We start from the raw sequence: 18,795 nt of genomic DNA on the forward strand, positions 1-18,795 counted from the left end.
TCGGCTGGGGAACGGCGACTCCCTCCGACGTTAGAGACGGCCACCGACAGTTTCGGGTCGCGGCGGCGGGAATGTCGCGAACGGGCCGGTCATGGCAGATTCTCGGGTGGACACCGTGAAGGGAGCAGCGATGCCGGACAACCGCGAACGTCTCTTGGGCCTGCTGCGGCCGGGCACCACGACCACCGGGCCGGACAAGGGTTTTCTCGATCTGCTGGGCGAAATCCCGCAGGCGGGGCCGCCGACAGGGCTCGCGCAGCGGCTGATGCGCACCGCCGCCGTGCCGATGATCTACGAGCGGTATTGGCGTCCGACGCTGGGCAGGGTCGCGAAAGGACTGAACGGCCCGAGCATGGCGGACGAGATCGGGATCGCGGTCGAAGCGCTCGGCCTGCGCCCAGGCCAGGTCTCGCTGGACGTCGCCTGCGGCACGGGCCGGTTCACCCGCGCGTTCGGCGAAGCGGTCGGCCCGGACGGGCTGTCCATCGGACTCGACGGTTCGGTCACCATGCTGGAGAAGGCGCTTGCCGCTCCGAACCCGGCTTCGGTGGCCTACCTGCGTGCCGACGCCGTCGACCTGCCGCTCGGCGATTCCACTGTGGACGCCGTCTGCTGTTTCGCCGCGCTGCACATGTTCGCCGACCCGGACGCGGCGCTGGATTCGTTCGCCCGCGTGCTCAGGCCCGGCGGTTCGCTGGTGCTGCTGACCAGCGCCCGGCACAGCGACCAGCCGATGCGGCTGGCGGACACCTTCCTCGGCAGGCTGAGCGGACAGCGGATGTTCGACCGCGGCGAGATCGCGCTGAAACTGTTCCGGCGCGGATTCGACCGCGTCGGCGAGCGGTACTCCGGTGTCACGCAGATCGTCACGGGAGAGCTACCGGTTAACATCCGGAAATGATCCGCTCTGAGCACGCTTCGCCGATTCCGCCCGACGACAGCTACCTCCGCTCGCTGGTCGACGCGACCGCGGACGCCGTCGCCGCGGCCGAACCCCTCGGCTCGCCGCACGACGGCGCGGACCCCGCCACCCGGGACGCCGTCAGCGCCGGGATCCGCGCGCTGACGGCGGAATTGGTGGAGCTGAGCCAAGACCTGCACGCCCACCCCGAAGAGGGCTTCGCCGAGCACCGCTCGGTCCGCGCGCTCGGAGACCTGCTCGAACGGCACGGGCACGAGGTGACGATCGGCGCGGGCGGACTGGACACCGCCCTGGTCGCGACCACTCCCGGCAGCGGCCCGCACATCGCGGTCCTCTCCGAATACGACGCTCTTCCCGGCCTCGGCCACGGCTGCGGGCACAACGTCATCTGCACCGCGGGCGCGGGCGGTTTCCTCGGCGCGGCGGCGGTCGCCGAACGGCTGGGCGGCCGGGTCTCGCTGATCGGCACGCCGGCGGAGGAAGGCGGTGGCGGCAAGGAAACCATGGCCCGCGCGGGTGTTTTCGACGACGTCGACGCGGTGGTCATGCTGCACCCGTTCAGCCACGACATCGCCATGCACCCGTTCCTCGGCAGGCGGCAGCTGGAGATGGTGTTCCACGGTGTCGGCGCGCACGCTTCGGCTCAGCCGTTCATGGGACGCAACGCGCTCGATGCCGCCGTCGCCGCCTATCAGGGTGTCGCGGCACTCCGGCAGCATTTGCCCTCCACCGACCGCGTCCACGGCGTCTTCACCGACGGCGGCGCGCGGCCGAACGTCGTCCCGGAACGCGCGGCGCTGCTGTTCTACCTCCGATCCGCACAGCCGGACACGTTGCGCGACCTCGCCGAGCGGGTTTCGGCGGTCGCGCGCGGCGCGGCGGAGATGACCGGCTGCGGGGTCGAACTGAAATGGGACGCCCAGCCCGCTTACCTGCCGATCCGGTTCAACACCACCCTCGCCGGACGCTGGTCGGTGCATCAGGTTGACGCCGGCCGCAAACCGCTCCCGCCTGGGATCGTGCCCGAATTCCTCACCGGCTCGACCGATCTCGGCAACCTTTCCTACCGGATGCCCGCGATCCACCCGATGATCGCCATCGCCGGGCCGACGACCGCCTTGCACACCAAGGAATTCGCGGCCGCGGCCGGTTCGCCGGACGGCGATCGCGCGGTCGTCGACGGCGCGCTGGGGCTGGCATTGACCGCCGTCGATTACCTGGCCGACGCGAAACTCCGCGCCGCGGTGCACGAAGAGTTCGAGTCCTCGGGTGGCGCGTTGGACGTGCCCGCGTTCTTCGACTGAGGAAACGCTGAGAATTCTCAGGGGATTCTTCTCAGCAAAGCCAAGGGGTTTTCCACAGGCGGCTCACAAGTACGGGCGCGAATCTTGTTCCATGACCGAGAACGAGAGTCGGCCCGGCCCCGCCTCCACCGGTGGGCACCAGCCGCCGCACCAGCAGCAGTACCCCGGTTACACCCCTTGGCAGGCCGCGCCGAATCCGCTCTTCACCCCGCCGCCCGTCCAGGCACAGACGCAGACGCCGGTCCCGCCGCCACGCAGGAAAGGCGGCCGGATCGCCGTCCTCGTCAGCGCGACGGCGCTCGGTGCCGCGCTGATCGGCGGGGTCGGCGGAGCGGCGCTCGTCGGGTTCGGCTCGGCGTCGTCGGCGTCCGGCGCGGGTTCATCGTCGGTCGCCACCGGGCAACCGGTCGGGAACACCACTTCGGGTGACGTCAGCGGGGTCGCCGCGAAGGTGACGCCGAGCGTCGTCCAGGTGAACGTGACCACCGCGCAGGGTGAGGCCGTCGGTTCCGGCGTCATCCTGACGGCGGACGGGCGCATCCTCACCAACGCCCACGTGGTCGCCGACGCCCAGGGCGACGTCACCGTCACGCTCTCGAACGGCAAGCAGTACAAGGCGAGCGTGGTCGGCGCCGACACGAAGGCCGACATCGCCGTCCTGCAGGCGAAGGACGCAAGCGGGCTGACACCGGCTTCGCTCGGGGACTCGAGCAAGCTCGCCGCCGGTCAGCAGGTCGTGGCGATCGGCTCGCCGGGCGGCCTGCAGAACACGGTGACCACCGGCATCGTGAGCGCGCTGAACCGCAAGCTCGACGAGCTCAGCAGCGGCCAGGGCAAGCGTTCGCCGTACAGCCGGACCACGAACGAAAGCGGGCCGAGCTACACCGCGATCCAGACCGACGCCCCGATCAACCAGGGCAACTCGGGCGGGGCTCTGGTGGACGCGCAGGGGAACGTCATCGGCATCAACTCGGCGCTGTACAACCCGTCTTCGACCGGCAGCATCGGCATCGGCTTCGCGATCCCCATCAACGACGCGAAGAAGATCGTGGAACAGATCGTCGGCTGACCCGGCCGTCTGGACCGCTGTCAGGGGGCGGCCCAGCAGGCGATGTCCGTGAAGGCCTCGTTGAGGGACTCGGGGTCCCTCAACGAGGCCTTCACGGATTTCAGAGTTCGTAGGTGAGGGTGAAGGTGTGGTTGCCTTCGTCGTCCTGGACGATCTCCGCCGTTCCGGTGAGGCCGGCCAGTTCACCGTGACCGGAGCCCGGCAGGACGATCAGGTGATGCCCGTTCTCCCCCGCCGAGTGATGCAGGACGAAGCCGCCCTTGCGCCCGTCGACGGACACGGACAGCCGCTCGAAGGCGACGTACGCCGACGACGTCTCGTTCACCGCCGTGAGCATCTCGACGGCGCTGGTCCCCTCCACGTTCCCGGTGAACGTCTTGGTCAGGAGCACCCGCGAGAACTCGGTGCCTTCGGGCTTCTCGGTGGCTTGCGGATCCCAGCCGTCCACGGTGAACGACGCTGTCGCGGTGTTGGTCATGGCACCGAGTCTGCCGGACATACCTGACAGAATGCGTCAGGTATTCCTCACCGCCTCCGGTTCCCGAACAGGCCGCGCGTGATCTCCCGCCCGAGCGCGCTCGCCGCTGACCGGAGGAACGACTTCACCGCCGGGTTCTTCATCGCCTGTTCGACCATGCCCGGCTCTTGCTTCTCCGGTTTCGGAGCGGGGGGAGCCTCCCCGGCAGGCGGCGCGGCCACCTTCTCGGCGAGCTTCTCGTAGGCCGACTCACGGTCGATCGTCTCGGCGTACTTCGCGTGCAGATCCGAAGCCGCCGTCGCCGCGGAGATGGCTTCGGCGCCGATGGAGCCCATCTTCGAGCGCGGCGCGCGCAGGCGGGTCCACGCGACCGGCGTCGGCGCGCCCCGTTCGGAAAGCACGGTGACGATCGCTTCGCCGATACCGAGCGACGTCAGCGCCGAGTCGAGTTCGTAGTGCTTCGTCTTCGGGTACGTCTTCACCGTCTTCGTCAGCGCGGCCTGGTCCTCGGGTGTGAACGCGCGCAACGCGTGCTGCACCCGCGCGCCCAGTTGCGACAGGACGTTGTTCGGGATGTCCGTCGGAAGCTGTGTGCAGAAGAACACGCCGACGCCCTTCGAGCGGATCAGCTTCACTGTCTGCTCGATACGTTCCAGGAACGCCTTCGACGCGCCGTTGAACAGAAGGTGCGCCTCGTCGAAGAAGAACACCAGCTTCGGCTTGTCGAGGTCGCCTTCCTCGGGCAGCTCCTCGAACAACTCGGCCAGCAGCCACATGAGGAACGTCGAGAACAGCGCGGGCTTCGACTGGAGGTTGTCCAGCTCCAGCAAGGTCACCATCGCCTTGCCGTCGACCTGGCGCATCAGGTCGTGGACGTCCAGCTCGGGCTCGCCGAAGAAGTCCTCGCCGCCCTGAGCCTCCAGATTGGACAGCGACCGGAGGATCACCCCTGCCGTCGCGGCCGAGACGCCGCCGATGCCCTTGAGGTCCTCCTTGCCCTCGTCACTGGTCAGGTGCGTGATGACCGAGCGGAGATCCTTCGTGTCCAGCAGCGCCAAGCCGCGCTGATCGGCCCAGTGGAAGATCAGGCCGAGCGTCGACTCCTGGGTGTCGTTGAGCCCCAGCACCTTCGACAGCAGGATCGGGCCGAAACTCGTGATCGTCGCCCGGATCGGCGCCCCCTTGCCGCCCGTGCCCAGCGACAGGAACTGCACGGGGAACGCGGCGGGCTCCCACGCATCGCCTAGTTCCTCCGCGCGTTTGGCGATCTTGTCGTTGCTCTCGCCCTGCGCGGCGAGCCCCGACAGATCACCCTTCACGTCCGCCAGCACCACCGGCACCCCCGCGGCCGACAGCTGCTCGGCGATCAGCTGCAAGGTCTTCGTCTTACCGGTACCGGTCGCGCCCGCGACCAGCCCGTGCCGGTTCAGCGTCGCCAACGGCAGGCGGACCGCCGCACCGGCGTCGGCCTTGCCGTCGATCACGACGGCGCCGAGTTCCACCGCCGCCCCCTCGCTCACGTAACCCTGCGCGATCTCCTGGGCTGGACCCTGTTCGGCCACTGTCGCTCCCTGGTCTGTGATATGGCTCACCTGAGGATGCACACGCTGCCAGCAACGCGCCGAACCCGCACGTCGCGCGTCGCGAATCCCCGGGTCGGGTTAGGGTTTCGGGGTGAACGACCGCCTAGTCTGGATCGACTGCGAGATGACGGGGCTCGACCTCGGCAAGGACGCGTTGATCGAAATAGCCGCGCTGGTGACCGACGCCGAGCTCAACGTCCTCGGGGAAGGCGTCGACATCGTCATCCACACCGACGACGAAACCCTCGAAGGCATGCCGGAGGTCGTCCGCGAAATGCACGCCCGCTCCGGCCTCACCGAAGAGGTCCGGCGCTCCACGGTCACCATGGAAGAAGCCGAACAGCGCGTGCTCGAGTACATCCGCGCGCACGTGCCCGAGGCCAACGTCGCCCCGCTCGCCGGCAACTCCATCGCCACCGACCGCGGCTTCATCACCCGCGACATGCCCGCCCTCGACGGACACCTGCACTACCGCATGGTCGACGTCTCGTCGGTGAAGGAACTCGTCCGGCGCTGGTACCCGCGGATCTACTACGCCAAGCCCGAAAAGGGCCTCGCGCACCGCGCCCTCGCAGACATCAAGGAATCCATCGGCGAGCTCGACTACTACCGGCGCGCCGCCTTCGTCCCGCAGCCCGGCCCGACCACCGAACAGGCCAAGGCGGCGGCCGCTGAAGTGCAGGAACGCCACGAACGGTAACCCGTTGCGAGCCCCGGCAACGGGCACGCTAATATAGTGCGGCCGAGGTGATGGGAAGCTTCCCGAGCCCGGCAATGGTGGGCGTAGCTCAGTTGGTAGAGCACCTGGTTGTGGTCCAGGAGGTCGCGGGTTCGAAACCCGTCGCTCACCCCATCACCCCAGTCTGTTCGGGGCTCTCGCGAGCCTCCCACAGGCTGGGGTTTCGCCTTTTTTGGGGGCCGAGCCCCCAAACCCCCGCCGGAGGGCTGCGCCCCCGGACCCCCATCACATCGGTGCCGTCGCCGGTTCAAGTGCGGACGCCAGAAGGGGTCTTCTTAGGACGGATTGTGTCCTAAGAAGACCCCTTCTGGCGTTAAGTCAGTTCCTGTCGCCGCCGGTCTTCCAGTCGTCCCAGGACATCTGCCACACCGACCAGCCGTCGGTCGGCTCCAGCACCTGCGGGCCCGAGTTTGCGACCGTGATGATGTCGCCCTTCTTCGAAGTGTCCATGAGCCACTTCGCGTTCTCGGTCGACAGGTTGATGCAGCCGTGGCTCACGTTCCGCTTGCCCTGCGAACCGACCGACCACGGCGCCGAGTGGTAGAAGATGCCGCTGTTCGACATCCGCACCGCGTACTTCACGAACGTCCGGTAGCCGGCCTTGCTGTCCGACGGGACGCCGTAGGTGCCCGAGTCCATCGTGTACCCGGTGTGCTCGCTCATCACCGTGTAGGTCCCGGCCGGGGTGCTGCTCGACGGCTTGCCCATCGAGATCGGCATCTGCTTGACCTCTTGGTCGTTCACCACGACCTTCATCTGGTGCGTGCCGCCGTCCGCGGTCGCGACCAGTTTGTCGCCGACGACCACCTTGGCCGGCTTGTCCTCACGGCCGAAGGTGTTGTTGCCGAGGTTCTTGCCGTAGATCGCCGCGTTGACCGAGATCTTCGTGCCCGGCTTGAAGTACTCCTTGGGCCGCCACATCACGGTCTTCTCGCCGAACCAGTGGAACGCGCCCTCGGCCTGCGGCTCGGTGACGATCTTCAGTGCCTTCTCGGTCGCCGCCTTGTCCGGCACGTTCCCTGTGAAGCTGAAGATCAGCGGCAGCCCGACACCGACCGTCTCGCCTTCGACCAGGTTGATCGAGACACCGATCTGCTTGCCCGGTTTGGACGTGGAGAACGTCGAGGTCGCGGTGACCGGCTTGCCGTCGGTCCCGGTCGCGGCCGCGGTGACCGTGTAGGTCTTGCTGTAACCGAGCGGCTCCGCCGACTCCCAGCCCGAACCGTCCTCCTTCGGCTTGCCCGCGACGACCTTGCCGTCGGCGCCGGTCAGCTTGACCTCGCCGACCTTGCCGTCGGCGACGGCGACCGTGACCGGCTCGCCGGGCGCGACGTCCGCCGCACCCTGCGCCGGGGTCAGCGTCATCGCGGCGGGCTTCGGCGCAGGAGCGGGCTCACCGCTCTGCTGCGAACCACCGGGAGCGCCGCCCTGCGACGGCGCTTCACCCGACGGTGTACTCGTGCACGCGGCCAGTGTGAACCCGGCCACCAAAGCCACCAACGCCACCCGCGACCGCCCCGTCGCTCCCCAGACCCTCATGCACACCGCCCGTTTCGCCTGGTACCAACCCCTACGTCTGGCTATAGTCTGCCTGACCGGCCGCAACGCCTGCGGCCGGATGGCCGAATCCATGCCGGCCCGTCGTTGGGGACCCCCCTGAAACGGGCCCCAGCAACCCTGTGTTAATGTTTTCCACGTCGCCAAGGGGAACACCAAAGCGGCGGAACAAGCAGGCGCCATTAGCTCAATTGGCAGAGCAGCTGGCTCTTAACCAGCGGGTTCGGGGTTCGAGTCCCTGATGGCGCACATTCAGGCCCCACGTTTTCGGTTTCGATGACGTGGGGTTTTGTGTTATACGGACGCATTTCTTCCACTTCCTTACTGTCCATTGTGGTCTGATCCGCGCCCGAGACGAGCCCGAGCTTTCGGGCGGAGTTCCTGGGGATGAGCCTGCGGGGTTCCACAAGTCTGCCGACGGCTCTGACCAGTAGGTTTACGCCGTTCGTTCGTACTCGTTGATCAGGCCTCCGAGAAGCCGCTGTCGCCTGATCCGCTGAGAGTTGAGGTCTGCCGCGGGGTGGGTCGGCTGTGGTGGGCGAAGCTCGCGGGAACGGTGCGGCCGTCGACCGTTGTAATGTCGGACGTACTCGGCGAGCACGGCGCGCAGATGCCGCTCGCTCAGAATCAACATCCGGTCAGTGAGCTCGGTTCTGGCCGTGAGCACGAACCGTTCGGCGTAGCAGTTCGCCCGCGGGCAACGCGGAGGAATCCTTACCGCCTCCATGCCGACGTCGGCCAGAACGGCGTCGAACGAGGCCGAGAACTGGCCAGCCCGATCACGGATGAGGAACCTGAACTCGTCGATGCGATCACCAAGATCCAGCATGAGATTGCGGATCTGCTGGGTAGTCCACCGGCCGTCCGGATTCGTTGTCGTGCCCAGGATGTGGACGTAGCGGCTGCCGACCTCCAGCACGAAGAACACGTAGATCCTCCGGAGGGTGAGCGCGCAGTCGATGTGGAAGAAGTCGCACGCCAGCATCGTCGAGGCCTGCGTGCGCAGGAACTGCCGCCAGGTGGTGTCGGTGTGCCGAACGGTCGCGGGAGGTATGCGTGCCCGCTTCAGGATCCGCCGGATGGTCGAGGCATCGACCCGGTCGAGCTTGAGCAGCTCACCCTGAATCCTCTTGTAGCCCCAGCTGTGGTTCTCTGTGGCCATCCGTTCGATCAGCCTGGCGATCGCGTCGTCGACTGGTGGTCGGCCGACCCGGTGTGGATAGGTCCACTTCGCGGCTATCAGGCGCCGGTGCCAGCGCAGGATCGTCCCCGGGGTGACCAACCGGTGCAGCCGCAGCGCCTTGGGCAGCAGGCGGACCAACGCGGCGAACACAGCCCGGTCAGCCCAGTCGAGACGAGGTTTCGGGTTGCCTCTGCGTAGCACGGCGACCTCGTGGCGCAGTACCAGCAACTCGACGTTCTTCGACGCTGACGACCGGCCGAGCAACACCACCAGGCCCACCAGTCGAGAGAAGATCAGATAGAGCAGACGCAACGACATTGCCGGCGATCATGCCCTACCCGTCGAACGCGCCTGTCGCCGCAGGTCTGATGCATGAACCGACTTCTGGAACCCCACAGGTTCGAGCGGTTCCTCAACATGGAACCACGCGACCCACGACGCCCCTTCCGCTGTAGGAATCACGATTACCAACCCGTGACTGCTCCGGCAACCGACAGCCTTCAAATATCCGACTCCTCCTAGCACTCGGAATCAATCGATTTGGATTACCTAGGGGACCGAGTCGACTGGCGATGACATCACGGTTCGATTCGGAGTGACTCAGCGTTCGCCTGGTGCATCAAAGCTTCGGCGAATTGCCGGCCAAGTTCAGCCTCACTGAAACGCTCCATAATGTCGCGTCCAAGTTTGCCCAGGGTGATTAGCTGGTTCGGGGTCAGCTTCTCTCCGAACTCGATCAACTGTTTGGCTGCCTTCACCCACCCTGAGTCCGGCTCCCACTTCTTTACGAAGTCGATAATCTTGTCCGAGTCCGCTGCGGGGTGTGTCTCTGTTAGTCGCGGCGACGGGGGAAGAAGCGTGAAGATCTGGGCAGATGCAGGATCACGGAGGCACTCTTCGCGAAGGAAGGTCATCCGCGCCCTGATCTGTCGATGTGCTAGATCGTCTAGCTCAAGTTCGTGTCGAGCGTGCTCGATCCGCTGCGCGGCCGCCAGGTCCTCGGGACGTGCGTGCACGGTGACTGTAGCGTCTCGGAAATCCGCCGAAGACACTGTAAATGGCAGCTTCTCGAGCAACGCTGTCGCCAAGATATGGCGGACCGTATGACGGCGGAGAACGGTGTACTTGCGTGTGATTTCCTCAAAGTCGGCGCGGATCTTGTCTCCGCCGGAATCTCCTGGCTCGTCGCGAGCTGCTTCGTTCGACCGGGGGTAGCCGAAGAAACGAACACGGATATCGAAGTACAGACCGTCGTCGTGGCTGGCCAGAAAGTCCTGGTAGTCCCATACCTGGTAGACGTCGCGTCCACGGCGTCGATGGCGCATCACAGAGCCTCGCGTGGTTCATCCAGAGCACGCATACGAACGAAGTCGTCGTCGAGCCGACCGTTGATCCTGTTGTACAAGCTCTCTCGCTGATCAGCATCGACAGCGGGCGACTTGCTCCACTGGCGAGCCAAGCCTGTCAGGCGGTTACGCGGAGACTCACGACCGGCGATCTCCGGACCTTGCGCAGCTTGACACAGCACCTCGATGATCCGCTCGGTGTGGCCCGGTGCGGCAACGCCGGCGTCAAGCCAGAAGAACAGGGCCCTCTGTAGCTCAGCATCGCTGTTTTCGGGTGCAAGCAGACACCGCCACCCCGTAGCGAGCTCGGTCTCCGTGGATGCGGGTTCGTCGCCCTCTGTCTGTTGCGCAGTCATCAACCAGGGCCGGGTCGGATCCTTGGGATCCTCTGCGACGACAAGCGTGCCGAACGAACGACGGCCCACCTCAACGGTCTTGTCATCGTTGCACCACGAGACGACCGCGGTGAACAGCGAACCACGTACACTGGAGTCTTGCCAGAGAGTGCGCACAGCGGCTTGGACGGCCTCGATCACCCTGCTGTCGTACGACTTCGCCGCGTGCTTCAGCCGGACCAACGCTTTGCCTGTTTGCTTGCGCCCGAACTGACGTGAGCAGATCTCGGCGACCGCGAGCTTACGTGACTGGTCGACTTCCGATTTCGAACTCGCCCAGCTGAGTAGCATAGGATGGATGCTCCGTGCCGTACTGGGCTGGACTGCCGCACGATCGAGGACCTCGATGAACTCAGACCAGAGGATGCTGTCCTTGGACCAGGTGTTGGCGACCTTCTCGAGCGGCAGCGCGCGGTTTTGGCGGACAGCCCAGTCCACCGCCAGCCCGGATATTCGTGATGCGAGTTCGCGACGTTGTGTTTCGTCGAGTGCTTCCAGTGCTTCCCGCTGCTGCTGCACAGCAGTTTGCGCCAACCACTCGAGGAACTGGGTCCGCGACAGCGGGCGGTCGATCCAGAAGTACTGCAGTGCCGCGTCGTCCCACCCAACCCGGTCGAAGATCACCGTGTTCCGTTCTGTCAGATCAGCACCAACCGCGTCGACGAGTTCGATGACCCCGGGACTGGCTTGCCCAGTCACAGCGCCTTCGATCTTCTCACCGAGCCTTTCGGCGAGGTCGGAAGCACCGGCGTAGACATGGGCGACCGGCGCACCTTTCTGTGCGGCCGCAGAGATCAGAAAATTGCGTTCGAAACTCGTCCGCTCCTTCTGACGGTGCCAGTCGAGCAACTGGTCCTTCCAGTTGCGACGTGCGGCAACGACCATGTCCACGCGCTTGACGAAAAGCCAGTCTTTACCCAGCGCAAGCTCGCCTGCGGAAACGCCGTCAGTCGTTCCCGGATTATTTTTCTCCTTGAATTCCGCCTCGGGCATTCGTTGTGCCGCATAGATCAGGTCGACGACTCGTTGCACATCTGCGGGCTTGTGGCCGTCGACCAGCTCTTGCACCCGTTTCGTGTCCAGCCAGTCCTTCACAGGGAAGGATGGGTCGCGGGCGCGCAGCGCACGTTCAGCGATATCACGGGCGATGACTTCTCCAACGGGCATCTTGATATCACCAGGCGCCTGCGCTTCCGCGCGGTTCCACTGGTCCGGGCTCATAAGCATGATCATCCAGCAATGCCGGTCCTTCAGCTTCTGCTGCAGAGACCGAAGACTGCTGCCAAAGCTGGAGTGGAGCTTGAGGTCGGCTTCATCGGCGGGCACCTCGACCAAGTACGCCCAGTTCTCGTCGTGCGGCAGCCGCTTGCTCGGGAACAGGCTGCCTCCGCCGAACGGTAGAGCGCCGACCTCGACACCGCGACGTTGCCGAATGGCGGCCAAGAGCGCGTGGGCGGTGATAAACCGTCCGACATCCGGCCCAGGTGCAACTACGACAAGGTGAGAGCCCAGCCACCTGTCGACCACCTGCTCGAAGCCCTCTGGAGGCGCGAACAGCTCTAGTACGGCCTCCAGGTATTTGTCATCGGCGTGGAGTTGTTCGAGAGTCTCCTGCAAGTTGTTGACGATCTTGACCGCGTTGACATCGCCATAGTTGAAGTTAGCGAATGCCGTCGCCTGAGCAGCCTTGGCTAGAGATTCCGCAGTCGCGACGGTCGCAGCAGTCGAGACCGCGCGCATCTGATCGGCCACAGCCGCCTCGGCCTCGGCCGCACTCGCCTCCACAGCAGGGCCACAATCGGACTCGCCCAAGTCTTCTCCGTAAGCCTGGCCTGGGGGTGCCACGGGTGCGCGTTCCGGTTCGTCGAGCGGCCGTCCTGACTGCGGCGCATTACGGTCGCGGAACAGGTTCACCCGAGCCTCCCGTCGATCCGCATACCGGTCACCTCGCCACCTCGACGGACCTTCGCAGCGCGAACCCGCACCTCCGCATTGGCGCCCGCATCAACCTCACCGACCGACAGCCCCGTCACCTTGCCATCAACGTCGTCGTGCTCCATGTCGACCCGTACACCTGTACGAGCGACAGCCTCGATGTCAATGGGGCGGCCTTCCAGACGCTCAAGCTCGGAGTGAACATCTGACAGGCTCTCCACGAGGTCCGAATCATCTGGCGTCACCTGAATACCTTTGGATTCGTATACCTTGAGAACTTTTATGGCAGCCTTGAGTTTGTCCACCTCTTTACCGTCGCTTACCTCGGAAATCCCGCTATCCGCATCGAGCTTTTCCTTGCTTCGCCGATCCAGGACGGAGTTCGCGCGATCAAACAGAAACTTGAAAACTGCCGTGAGCATCGGTCCGGTCATGGTTGCCAGCGACAGCGCACCCGACATGCCGTCATCACTCTCCCTCGTAGCCGATCATCAACCCGCCTGCAGAGAATGCTGCCCTACGCGACCAGAAACAAGATCCACAAGCAGCAACCACCCAACAGGTGCAATTACCTTAAATCTTCATCAAATAATGTATCTGCAGTCCCGCTCACTAACGCAACGTTCCGAGCCAGGAAAACCTTGAACTCCCGGAAGCTGCACATGCAGACTGCAGTTGCCCACACTGATGGGGACGGGGCATTTCGCTGCGATTTCGGTAATTTTGACCTGTTTCTGGTCCGCATTTCGTGATCGTCTCGCCCTGCTGCGGCGGCCCCAGCAGGGCTCTGTGATCATGATGCGCCGCTTCTAACGCGCCGACGGTGTCGATGAGTTGCCGACCAAGGCTCGCGCCGGACGCCTGGCCAAGCTCGGCGAGTACAAGCCTTACCTGCGTCAGCCGCAGAACGAGGACTGCGCCAACGTCCCAAGTTGCATCGTGCGGTCTCCGCCCAGGCACCGCAGAACTGCTTACCGATCCGCAGAACCAGACCGACTCTCTCCCCGGGTCCACCACTCACGTCGTAGCCCAGTACGACCCACGGCGTCGTAGCACGTCGATCGGCGTTCCGCCGCGCGAAGGGACGCGCCGCGTCATGACAATGCAGTACAGGTGTGCATCGGCGGATGCGACCTCGTTCTCCAAGACAACCGACCGCGCCCGGCTCGAGGTTGTGCTCGCTTAGTCAGGCCGCACCTGATTCCCGGGCATGAGACGGGCCTCGCCGAACCAGAAGGTGCGCGAACAAACCCGAAAGAAGGGTGATCGCCGACTTGCACCTGGACTACAGGAACTTTGCCACCAGGGACTACAGCGCCTGATGGCCGATGACTTGAGCTGGCGATCTTGGCTCGCCTCAAGATCGCAATTCGGATTCCAGCCGGCATGATCGCCAGGTGCGGTTACCAGGCTGCGTATGCTGAGCGGGAGTAGTCCAAAAACAAATGCTGCACCAAACTCGGGGTGGACGGGCACCGCGACGGAAGATGTGCCACAGTCCTGGTAGTTTACGCAGGCCTTTCGAACCACGAACCCGGGATCGTGTAAACGAATTCTTTGCCACCCCTGTTGGACGGAATACTCTTTTCGCGTTTGAGCGTGCCGCTCGAAACTAGGCGTTTCAATCGATTATTGACGTTCTGCAGCGTGACCCCGAGACGTTCGGACAGCTCCCCGGCGCGAAATCTTCGCAGGGCAAAAGCTTGGCGATACGTCTCGTCAAGATGCTCTGGCGCAGCTATCAAGCGAATCTCGCCACCGTCCACAGTGGCCGCCATCAACTCGCGCCGATCAAGACAGACCTGCATCGTCTCGAGCGTCTCCTCGTTGAGCCCCTGCAACAGCACGGCCGATACCGCGACATCTCCGGCCGCGACCGCGGCGTAGAACTTGCCGAGGAACTCGTCGGCGAAACTGATGGTCATGGCATCGACGCCAGCGAAGTCGATGACGACCTCGGTGGCGTCCGATCCAGCGGAGGACTCATGCTCCAATGACTCCCGCGCCGCCTTGGCTGTGCTCCGGGCGGCGAGGAAGGAACCGTGCTTGCCCACCCGGTAAAGATGTTCCGAACCCATCACAAAGCCTCCCGGTTTCATTGAAACCATTGAAACACAGGCCGCGAGAACTAGTAAGGATGTACCCGCAATGACGCCCAGGTCCCCGCCACGTCAACGTCGGCGGACACGCACGTCGGACGCCTCGAATCGCCGTGGCCGACGACACTGGCGAGACCTTTGCCACTGCGGAGCTGAAGTCGGGCAACACCGCCCTTCGGCACCGCCCGCCACAGGTCGTTCAGACCATGACCTCGCACCTCCTGAGTTCCGGTCACCCCAGGCTCGAGCGCCGTCTCGAGGGCAGCTACATCGTCGACCAGGACATCGTCGGCCAAGTTGTGACCGAGGTGCGCACGCACACCGATCCCGGTATCGCAGACCGCGAACTCGATACCAGGCAGACCACTTGTTGCTCCGGTATAGACCTGCGCCGCGACGAAGGCGCCGATATCGCTCGACCCATGGCTGATCGCGTTGTCGATCAGCTCACCGACCCCAGCGAAGTACCGACGGCCTAGATCGCCGTAGTGCCGAGTGAGCATCCACCCCATTCGCTCACCCAGCCGGTCAGCGCCATCAGGAGTCAAATGCGTTACTTCGAGCAAGCGATCCGGCAGGTCCATACGCGGACCGCCTGGGAGATCACCGACGACATCTGTACCCGGGGGCAGGCTACTGATGACGTCCAGCCGCTCGAGGTATGACGCGACATTGTGATCACGCGGCGTGATCAGCCGTACCTTTTCCCCTCGCGATCCGGCTGACCGAGCGAGCGCCACGATCGCCGCGAGGTCCAGCGGCGACGCGAACGTGAGCCGCTGACCGTCCAAGACCAGTAAGCCAGCCTCCGGCTTGACCGGGCAGAGCCGGCGCAGCAGCGGCTGCCGACCGACGAGCTCGATGCGCACTCCACGAGTCTTTCAGATCAACACGCCGAGGGAGAGGGTGCCGCACAACCTCTCGGTTTCATCTGTTTCAATGAATCCGTTGCACGGATCGACGGGCCGCGCGCCCAACGAAGGAGGTGCTCGGGCATGGCCGGGGAGAAAAACGTCAAGCACCAGGTCCTGGCGGCATTCGCCTACACCGGGCCCTCGCCCAAAGCTCGGAAGGAGAAGCACTGATGGCGATCCTCGCCACGCAGTTCAAAGCGGCGCTAAGCCGCATCGAGCCGGAGGTCGACGCGCAGAACGCCGCCGAAGCTCACAAGCTGGTGACCGCGGCCTTGAAGGCCGACGACAAGCTGAAGAAGCTGGGAATCTCTGCCTTTCTCATCGGTTCCTACGGTCGGCAGGTGTCGATCAAACGGGTCAAAGACGTCGACGTGTTCGTGCGCCTGGAGAAAGCGACCAACTCTTTGCGGCCAGGCGAAATACTCGACCACGTGACCGATATTCTCGAGGATGTCTTCCCCGGCCAGGTGACACGGCAGCGCCGCTCGGTCATGATCAAGTTTCCGGACTTCGACCTGTCGGTCGACGTCGTCATCGCCCGCCCGTGCGTCGACCACCCCACGGAGCACTGGCAGATCCCAGAGAGAATCGAAGAAGACGGGCGCGCTAGCTGGATCGAGACCAACCCGGTCAAGATGAGCGAGCTCACGACCGAGGCGAACGACGACTTTCTCCTGTCCGGGTCCGGAGTCTACGTGCCTTTGGTCAAGCTGATCCGGCAGATCCGGCGCACCTGGGTCGACGAACAGCCGGGCGGATACTACTTCGAGGTCCTCGCCTACCACGCCTTCCAGGATCTCGAGCCGGGCGAGAACACCGTCGCCGGGTACCTCTGCGTCATCCTGCGGGAGATCGCGGACCGGCTGCCGGACTACGTCACCGACGGCCCTGCCGACCCGACGCTCGACGAGCGCACCATCACGACTAAGGCGACGCAGGAACAGATCGAGGCCGCTGCCGAGCGGATCGCGGAGGCCGCCCAGCTCGCGGAGGATGCGCTCAACGAGGAGGACATCTGCGCGAGTGCCTTGAAATGGCAAGAGCTGCTGGGCAAGACGCAGCAGACCGATGAACCCGAGTTTGTCTTCGCCCCACCCGAAGCGTGCAACGCCGACGGGACAGAGAAGCCGACGGGCGCTCTGGTCAAAGGTGCCCCGGCGGTGCCAGCCGGCCGCGACCGGTACGCATGAGCATGTTCTCTGCTGACATCGCCCGGTGGCGAGAACAGTTCCCCACTCTCGGCTTCACCGATGACGGCGAACGGCTCCACGGCCCTGTGCGGTGGAGCGAGCCAGTAACGCCCGACCAACCGACGACCGTGTTCACGGCGCAAGTGGAGATCATGTCCGGCGCGACTTTTCCCTTCGCGCCACCGATGGTGCGACTCTTGGACCCCGGCAGGCCTCTTAAGATCACCTTCCACATCAACGCCGACAACACACTATGTCTCTGGGAGGACGACTGGTCGGTCGACGACGCACCGTGGCTGGACCCTCGAAAACTCCTGGCCCGGATCGTCGACTGGCTGCAGAAGACTGCGGCCGGCTGGCCCGGCGACGACTCATGTGACCTGGAACGCTACCTGGACCAGGAAGACGATGGTCCCCGGATGGTGCTCTACAACGCGACGAGGCTGGTCCCGAATCAAGCCGCGCAGACCGAAGGTGGCCCTGAGATCATCTGTATCACCGATAGGGCCCGGCGAACCGGCAACATCGTCAACGGGCGACGACGCAACCGCAAGGACCGCCGACTCGCCTGGATAGCCGATATCGGAACCGTCGTTCAGCCGATACGGAGCTGGGACGACCTCGCCGCATCGTTAGGCACCAACGCCGCGGAAGTCAGCCGTCTGATCAAGATGCGCGTGATCACCGTCATCCTGCTCCGATACACCAGAGGCGGAGCGGACGCCGCACTCGCGTTGCGGGTACGCCCCGACGATGCCGGTATTCGGATCACCGCTTGCGAAAGTGCGGATACAAGCACACCGACGCGTACTATGCGCGCCGGTCCGGCGCGTACTGCGCTCGCCAACGTTCCCATCGCGATCGTCGGTTGCGGGGCGATCGGCTCGTTCACCGCCGACCTGCTGTTCCGGTCCGGGGCCCGCATCCTGACTCTGGTCGACGCCGAACGCCTGAGGCCGGGAAACGTCGTCCGGCACTTCGCTGACCTCCAGCACGTCGGATGGCCCAAGCCTCACGCGGTCCGCGACCGCCTTTCCGCGATCGACCCTGATGTCACGACCGTGACGGTCTCACGCGATCGGCTGACCGTGCTGGAGGAGGCAACCGCTCTGGTGCTCCGACACCGGATCGTCGTGGATGCAACCGGCAGTGGCCGAGCAAGCAGCATGCTCGCGGCCGCGGTCATGAGTCTCGACGCCGGATCGGACCGCACCGTCGTGTCCGTGTGCGTCCAACGTGACGGCGACGTCCTGCGTGTCGACCGGATGCCCCTGCGTCCCGGTGAGAACCACCTGCCGTCGCTCGCCGCAGTCGAGCACACCAGTCGGCTGCGTGAACGGGGCTGCGGCAGCCCCGTTTCTCCCACACCCCCGGGAGCGGTCGTGGCGGCCGCCGAGCTCGCTCTCCAAGTCGTGATCGACGAAGTCACCGCCGAGCGCAAGCTCCCCGCGACTGTCGCAGACGTGCGCAAGCCCCAAGATCAACCGCCCTTCGACGTCGTCGGCTGGATCACCTCCGACCACCTAGTACGAGCCGCGTCATGAATGACTTGGACCAAGTACTACAGGTGGCCACCGAGGTGACGTCGACGATCGCCGCAACTGCGGCGGCCGCTCGCCCTCGCGAGACCGGCGGAGTCTTGCTCGGGTGGTGGCTTGACGAGCGAGTCATCGTGCACCACGCCATCGAAGTACCAGACCCCGACGCCACCCAGGGGTCCTGGGTCCGCGACTACGACACGGCACAGGTTGCGCTCCAAGAGGCTCTCGGCGACCAGGGACATCCCTGGCTCGGGTACGTGGGGGACTGGCACAGCCATCCCACGGCCAGCGGGGCCAGTGGTCAGGACCTCACCTCGATCCAGCACGCGTCCGACCAGTACAACCAGCCTCTAGTGCTTCTCGTCCACCGGGCTGACGGCCTCGTCGAGGCCGTCGTCACCGCGTCCGCGAATCACCCGCTCATCCGCGGGCTGATCCCCCAAACACCCGAGAGGGCAACGACATGACTGCTCCCCGGCCAGCAGCCGGCGCACCATCGAGTTCGGCTGCAACGCTCACTTCAGTCGGCCGGACAACGAA

General features: G+C 65.0%; 16 protein-coding genes and 2 tRNA genes. 9 read left to right on the top strand and 9 right to left on the bottom strand.

Annotated elements, in window-relative coordinates; translation table 11 throughout:
* The first annotated feature begins 130 nt into the window (after window positions 1–130).
* The 3 genes from ACZ6YV_RS06320 to ACZ6YV_RS06330 all read left to right on the top strand — a co-directional run bounded on the left by ACZ6YV_RS06320 (window position 131) and on the right by ACZ6YV_RS06330 (window position 3,295).
* Window positions 131–901 carry a class I SAM-dependent methyltransferase gene (locus tag ACZ6YV_RS06320; protein ID WP_465508637.1) on the top strand — a complete coding sequence of 257 codons (771 nt, stop codon included), beginning with the start codon at window positions 131–133 and terminating at the stop codon, window positions 899–901.
* A complete protein-coding gene (locus ACZ6YV_RS06325; protein ID WP_465508638.1) occupies window positions 898–2,226 on the top strand; it encodes a M20 family metallopeptidase in 1,329 nt (442 codons plus the stop codon). Before ACZ6YV_RS06320 ends, ACZ6YV_RS06325 begins: the two co-directional genes overlap by 4 nt.
* 91 nt (window positions 2,227–2,317) lie before the next feature.
* Window positions 2,318–3,295: a trypsin-like peptidase domain-containing protein gene (locus tag ACZ6YV_RS06330; protein WP_465508639.1), complete on the top strand. Its 978-nt coding sequence runs from the start codon at window positions 2,318–2,320 to the stop codon at window positions 3,293–3,295.
* Window positions 3,296–3,395: 100 nt separating this feature from the next.
* On the opposite strand, the gene ACZ6YV_RS06335 is transcribed toward ACZ6YV_RS06330, so the two are convergent.
* The gene (locus ACZ6YV_RS06335; protein ID WP_465509277.1) at window positions 3,396–3,773 is read right to left on the bottom strand and encodes a DUF3224 domain-containing protein; all 378 of its coding nucleotides are present in this window, start codon (window positions 3,771–3,773) and stop codon (window positions 3,396–3,398) included.
* A 47-nt stretch (window positions 3,774–3,820) separates the two neighbouring features.
* The gene (locus ACZ6YV_RS06340; protein ID WP_465508640.1) at window positions 3,821–5,335 is read right to left on the bottom strand and encodes a helicase HerA-like domain-containing protein; all 1,515 of its coding nucleotides are present in this window, start codon (window positions 5,333–5,335) and stop codon (window positions 3,821–3,823) included.
* 112 nt (window positions 5,336–5,447) lie between these two features.
* On the opposite strand from ACZ6YV_RS06340, the gene orn reads away from it, so the two are divergent.
* Window positions 5,448–6,056: an oligoribonuclease gene (orn, locus tag ACZ6YV_RS06345; protein WP_465508641.1), complete on the top strand. Its 609-nt coding sequence runs from the start codon at window positions 5,448–5,450 to the stop codon at window positions 6,054–6,056.
* A 77-nt stretch (window positions 6,057–6,133) separates the two neighbouring features.
* Window positions 6,134–6,209: transfer RNA gene (locus ACZ6YV_RS06350), tRNA-His, on the top strand.
* A 204-nt stretch (window positions 6,210–6,413) separates the two neighbouring features.
* Here ACZ6YV_RS06350 and ACZ6YV_RS06355 read toward each other — a convergent pair.
* Window positions 6,414–7,634 (bottom strand): L,D-transpeptidase, encoded by a 1,221-nt coding sequence (locus ACZ6YV_RS06355; RefSeq protein WP_465508642.1) that lies wholly within the window; start codon window positions 7,632–7,634, stop codon window positions 6,414–6,416.
* 194 nt (window positions 7,635–7,828) lie between these two features.
* Here ACZ6YV_RS06355 and ACZ6YV_RS06360 point away from each other — a divergent pair.
* Window positions 7,829–7,901, top strand: a tRNA-Lys gene (locus ACZ6YV_RS06360).
* A 187-nt stretch (window positions 7,902–8,088) separates the two neighbouring features.
* Here the strand turns inward: ACZ6YV_RS06360 and ACZ6YV_RS06365 are convergent.
* The 6 genes from ACZ6YV_RS06365 to ACZ6YV_RS06390 form a co-directional block, all read right to left on the bottom strand.
* Window positions 8,089–9,153 (bottom strand): integrase core domain-containing protein, encoded by a 1,065-nt coding sequence (locus ACZ6YV_RS06365; protein ID WP_465508643.1) that lies wholly within the window; start codon window positions 9,151–9,153, stop codon window positions 8,089–8,091.
* A gap of 260 nt (window positions 9,154–9,413) precedes the next feature.
* A complete protein-coding gene (locus ACZ6YV_RS06370) occupies window positions 9,414–10,160 on the bottom strand; it encodes a hypothetical protein (protein WP_465508644.1) in 747 nt (248 codons plus the stop codon).
* The gene (locus tag ACZ6YV_RS06375) at window positions 10,160–12,490 is read right to left on the bottom strand and encodes a hypothetical protein (RefSeq protein ID WP_465508645.1); all 2,331 of its coding nucleotides are present in this window, start codon (window positions 12,488–12,490) and stop codon (window positions 10,160–10,162) included. The genes ACZ6YV_RS06370 and ACZ6YV_RS06375 overlap by 1 nt, the downstream gene beginning before the upstream one ends.
* Window positions 12,487–12,972, bottom strand: coding sequence for a hypothetical protein (locus tag ACZ6YV_RS06380; protein ID WP_465508646.1), 486 nt, complete (start codon window positions 12,970–12,972; stop codon window positions 12,487–12,489). The genes ACZ6YV_RS06375 and ACZ6YV_RS06380 overlap by 4 nt, the downstream gene beginning before the upstream one ends.
* A 1,047-nt stretch (window positions 12,973–14,019) precedes the next feature.
* Window positions 14,020–14,565 (bottom strand): STAS-like domain-containing protein, encoded by a 546-nt coding sequence (locus ACZ6YV_RS06385; protein WP_465508647.1) that lies wholly within the window; start codon window positions 14,563–14,565, stop codon window positions 14,020–14,022.
* 74 nt (window positions 14,566–14,639) lie between these two features.
* Window positions 14,640–15,479 carry a hypothetical protein gene (locus ACZ6YV_RS06390; RefSeq protein WP_465508648.1) on the bottom strand — a complete coding sequence of 280 codons (840 nt, stop codon included), beginning with the start codon at window positions 15,477–15,479 and terminating at the stop codon, window positions 14,640–14,642.
* A 215-nt stretch (window positions 15,480–15,694) separates the two neighbouring features.
* Between ACZ6YV_RS06390 and ACZ6YV_RS06395 the strand changes: the two genes are divergently transcribed.
* From ACZ6YV_RS06395 to ACZ6YV_RS06405, 3 genes are read left to right on the top strand one after another with little or no spacing between them, the layout of a single operon-like run.
* Window positions 15,695–16,714, top strand: a complete 1,020-nt coding sequence (locus tag ACZ6YV_RS06395; protein ID WP_465508649.1) for an SMODS domain-containing nucleotidyltransferase — start codon at window positions 15,695–15,697, stop codon at window positions 16,712–16,714.
* The gene (locus ACZ6YV_RS06400) at window positions 16,711–18,258 is read left to right on the top strand and encodes a ThiF family adenylyltransferase (protein WP_465508650.1); all 1,548 of its coding nucleotides are present in this window, start codon (window positions 16,711–16,713) and stop codon (window positions 18,256–18,258) included. Before ACZ6YV_RS06395 ends, ACZ6YV_RS06400 begins: the two co-directional genes overlap by 4 nt.
* On the top strand, window positions 18,255–18,722 hold the full coding sequence (locus tag ACZ6YV_RS06405) for a Mov34/MPN/PAD-1 family protein (RefSeq protein WP_465508651.1): 468 nt from the start codon (window positions 18,255–18,257) through the stop codon (window positions 18,720–18,722). Before ACZ6YV_RS06400 ends, ACZ6YV_RS06405 begins: the two co-directional genes overlap by 4 nt.
* Window positions 18,723–18,795: the final 73 nt, after the last annotated feature.

This window comes from Amycolatopsis sp. NPDC102522, from assembly GCF_055584485.1.

Coding starts and splice junctions, on each gene's coding strand:
- ACZ6YV_RS06400 (WP_465508650.1), top strand. CDS start 16,711: ATGAGCATGTTCTCTGCTGACATCGCCCGGTGGCGAGAACAGTTCCCC.
- ACZ6YV_RS06380 (WP_465508646.1), bottom strand. CDS start 12,972: ATGTCGGGTGCGCTGTCGCTGGCAACCATGACCGGACCGATGCTCACG.
- ACZ6YV_RS06320 (WP_465508637.1), top strand. CDS start 131: ATGCCGGACAACCGCGAACGTCTCTTGGGCCTGCTGCGGCCGGGCACC.
- ACZ6YV_RS06405 (WP_465508651.1), top strand. CDS start 18,255: ATGAATGACTTGGACCAAGTACTACAGGTGGCCACCGAGGTGACGTCG.
- ACZ6YV_RS06370 (WP_465508644.1), bottom strand. CDS start 10,160: ATGCGCCATCGACGCCGTGGACGCGACGTCTACCAGGTATGGGACTAC.
- ACZ6YV_RS06335 (WP_465509277.1), bottom strand. CDS start 3,773: ATGACCAACACCGCGACAGCGTCGTTCACCGTGGACGGCTGGGATCCG.
- ACZ6YV_RS06325 (WP_465508638.1), top strand. CDS start 898: ATGATCCGCTCTGAGCACGCTTCGCCGATTCCGCCCGACGACAGCTAC.
- ACZ6YV_RS06330 (WP_465508639.1), top strand. CDS start 2,318: ATGACCGAGAACGAGAGTCGGCCCGGCCCCGCCTCCACCGGTGGGCAC.
- ACZ6YV_RS06355 (WP_465508642.1), bottom strand. CDS start 7,634: ATGAGGGTCTGGGGAGCGACGGGGCGGTCGCGGGTGGCGTTGGTGGCT.
- ACZ6YV_RS06395 (WP_465508649.1), top strand. CDS start 15,695: ATGGCGATCCTCGCCACGCAGTTCAAAGCGGCGCTAAGCCGCATCGAG.
- ACZ6YV_RS06365 (WP_465508643.1), bottom strand. CDS start 9,153: ATGTCGTTGCGTCTGCTCTATCTGATCTTCTCTCGACTGGTGGGCCTG.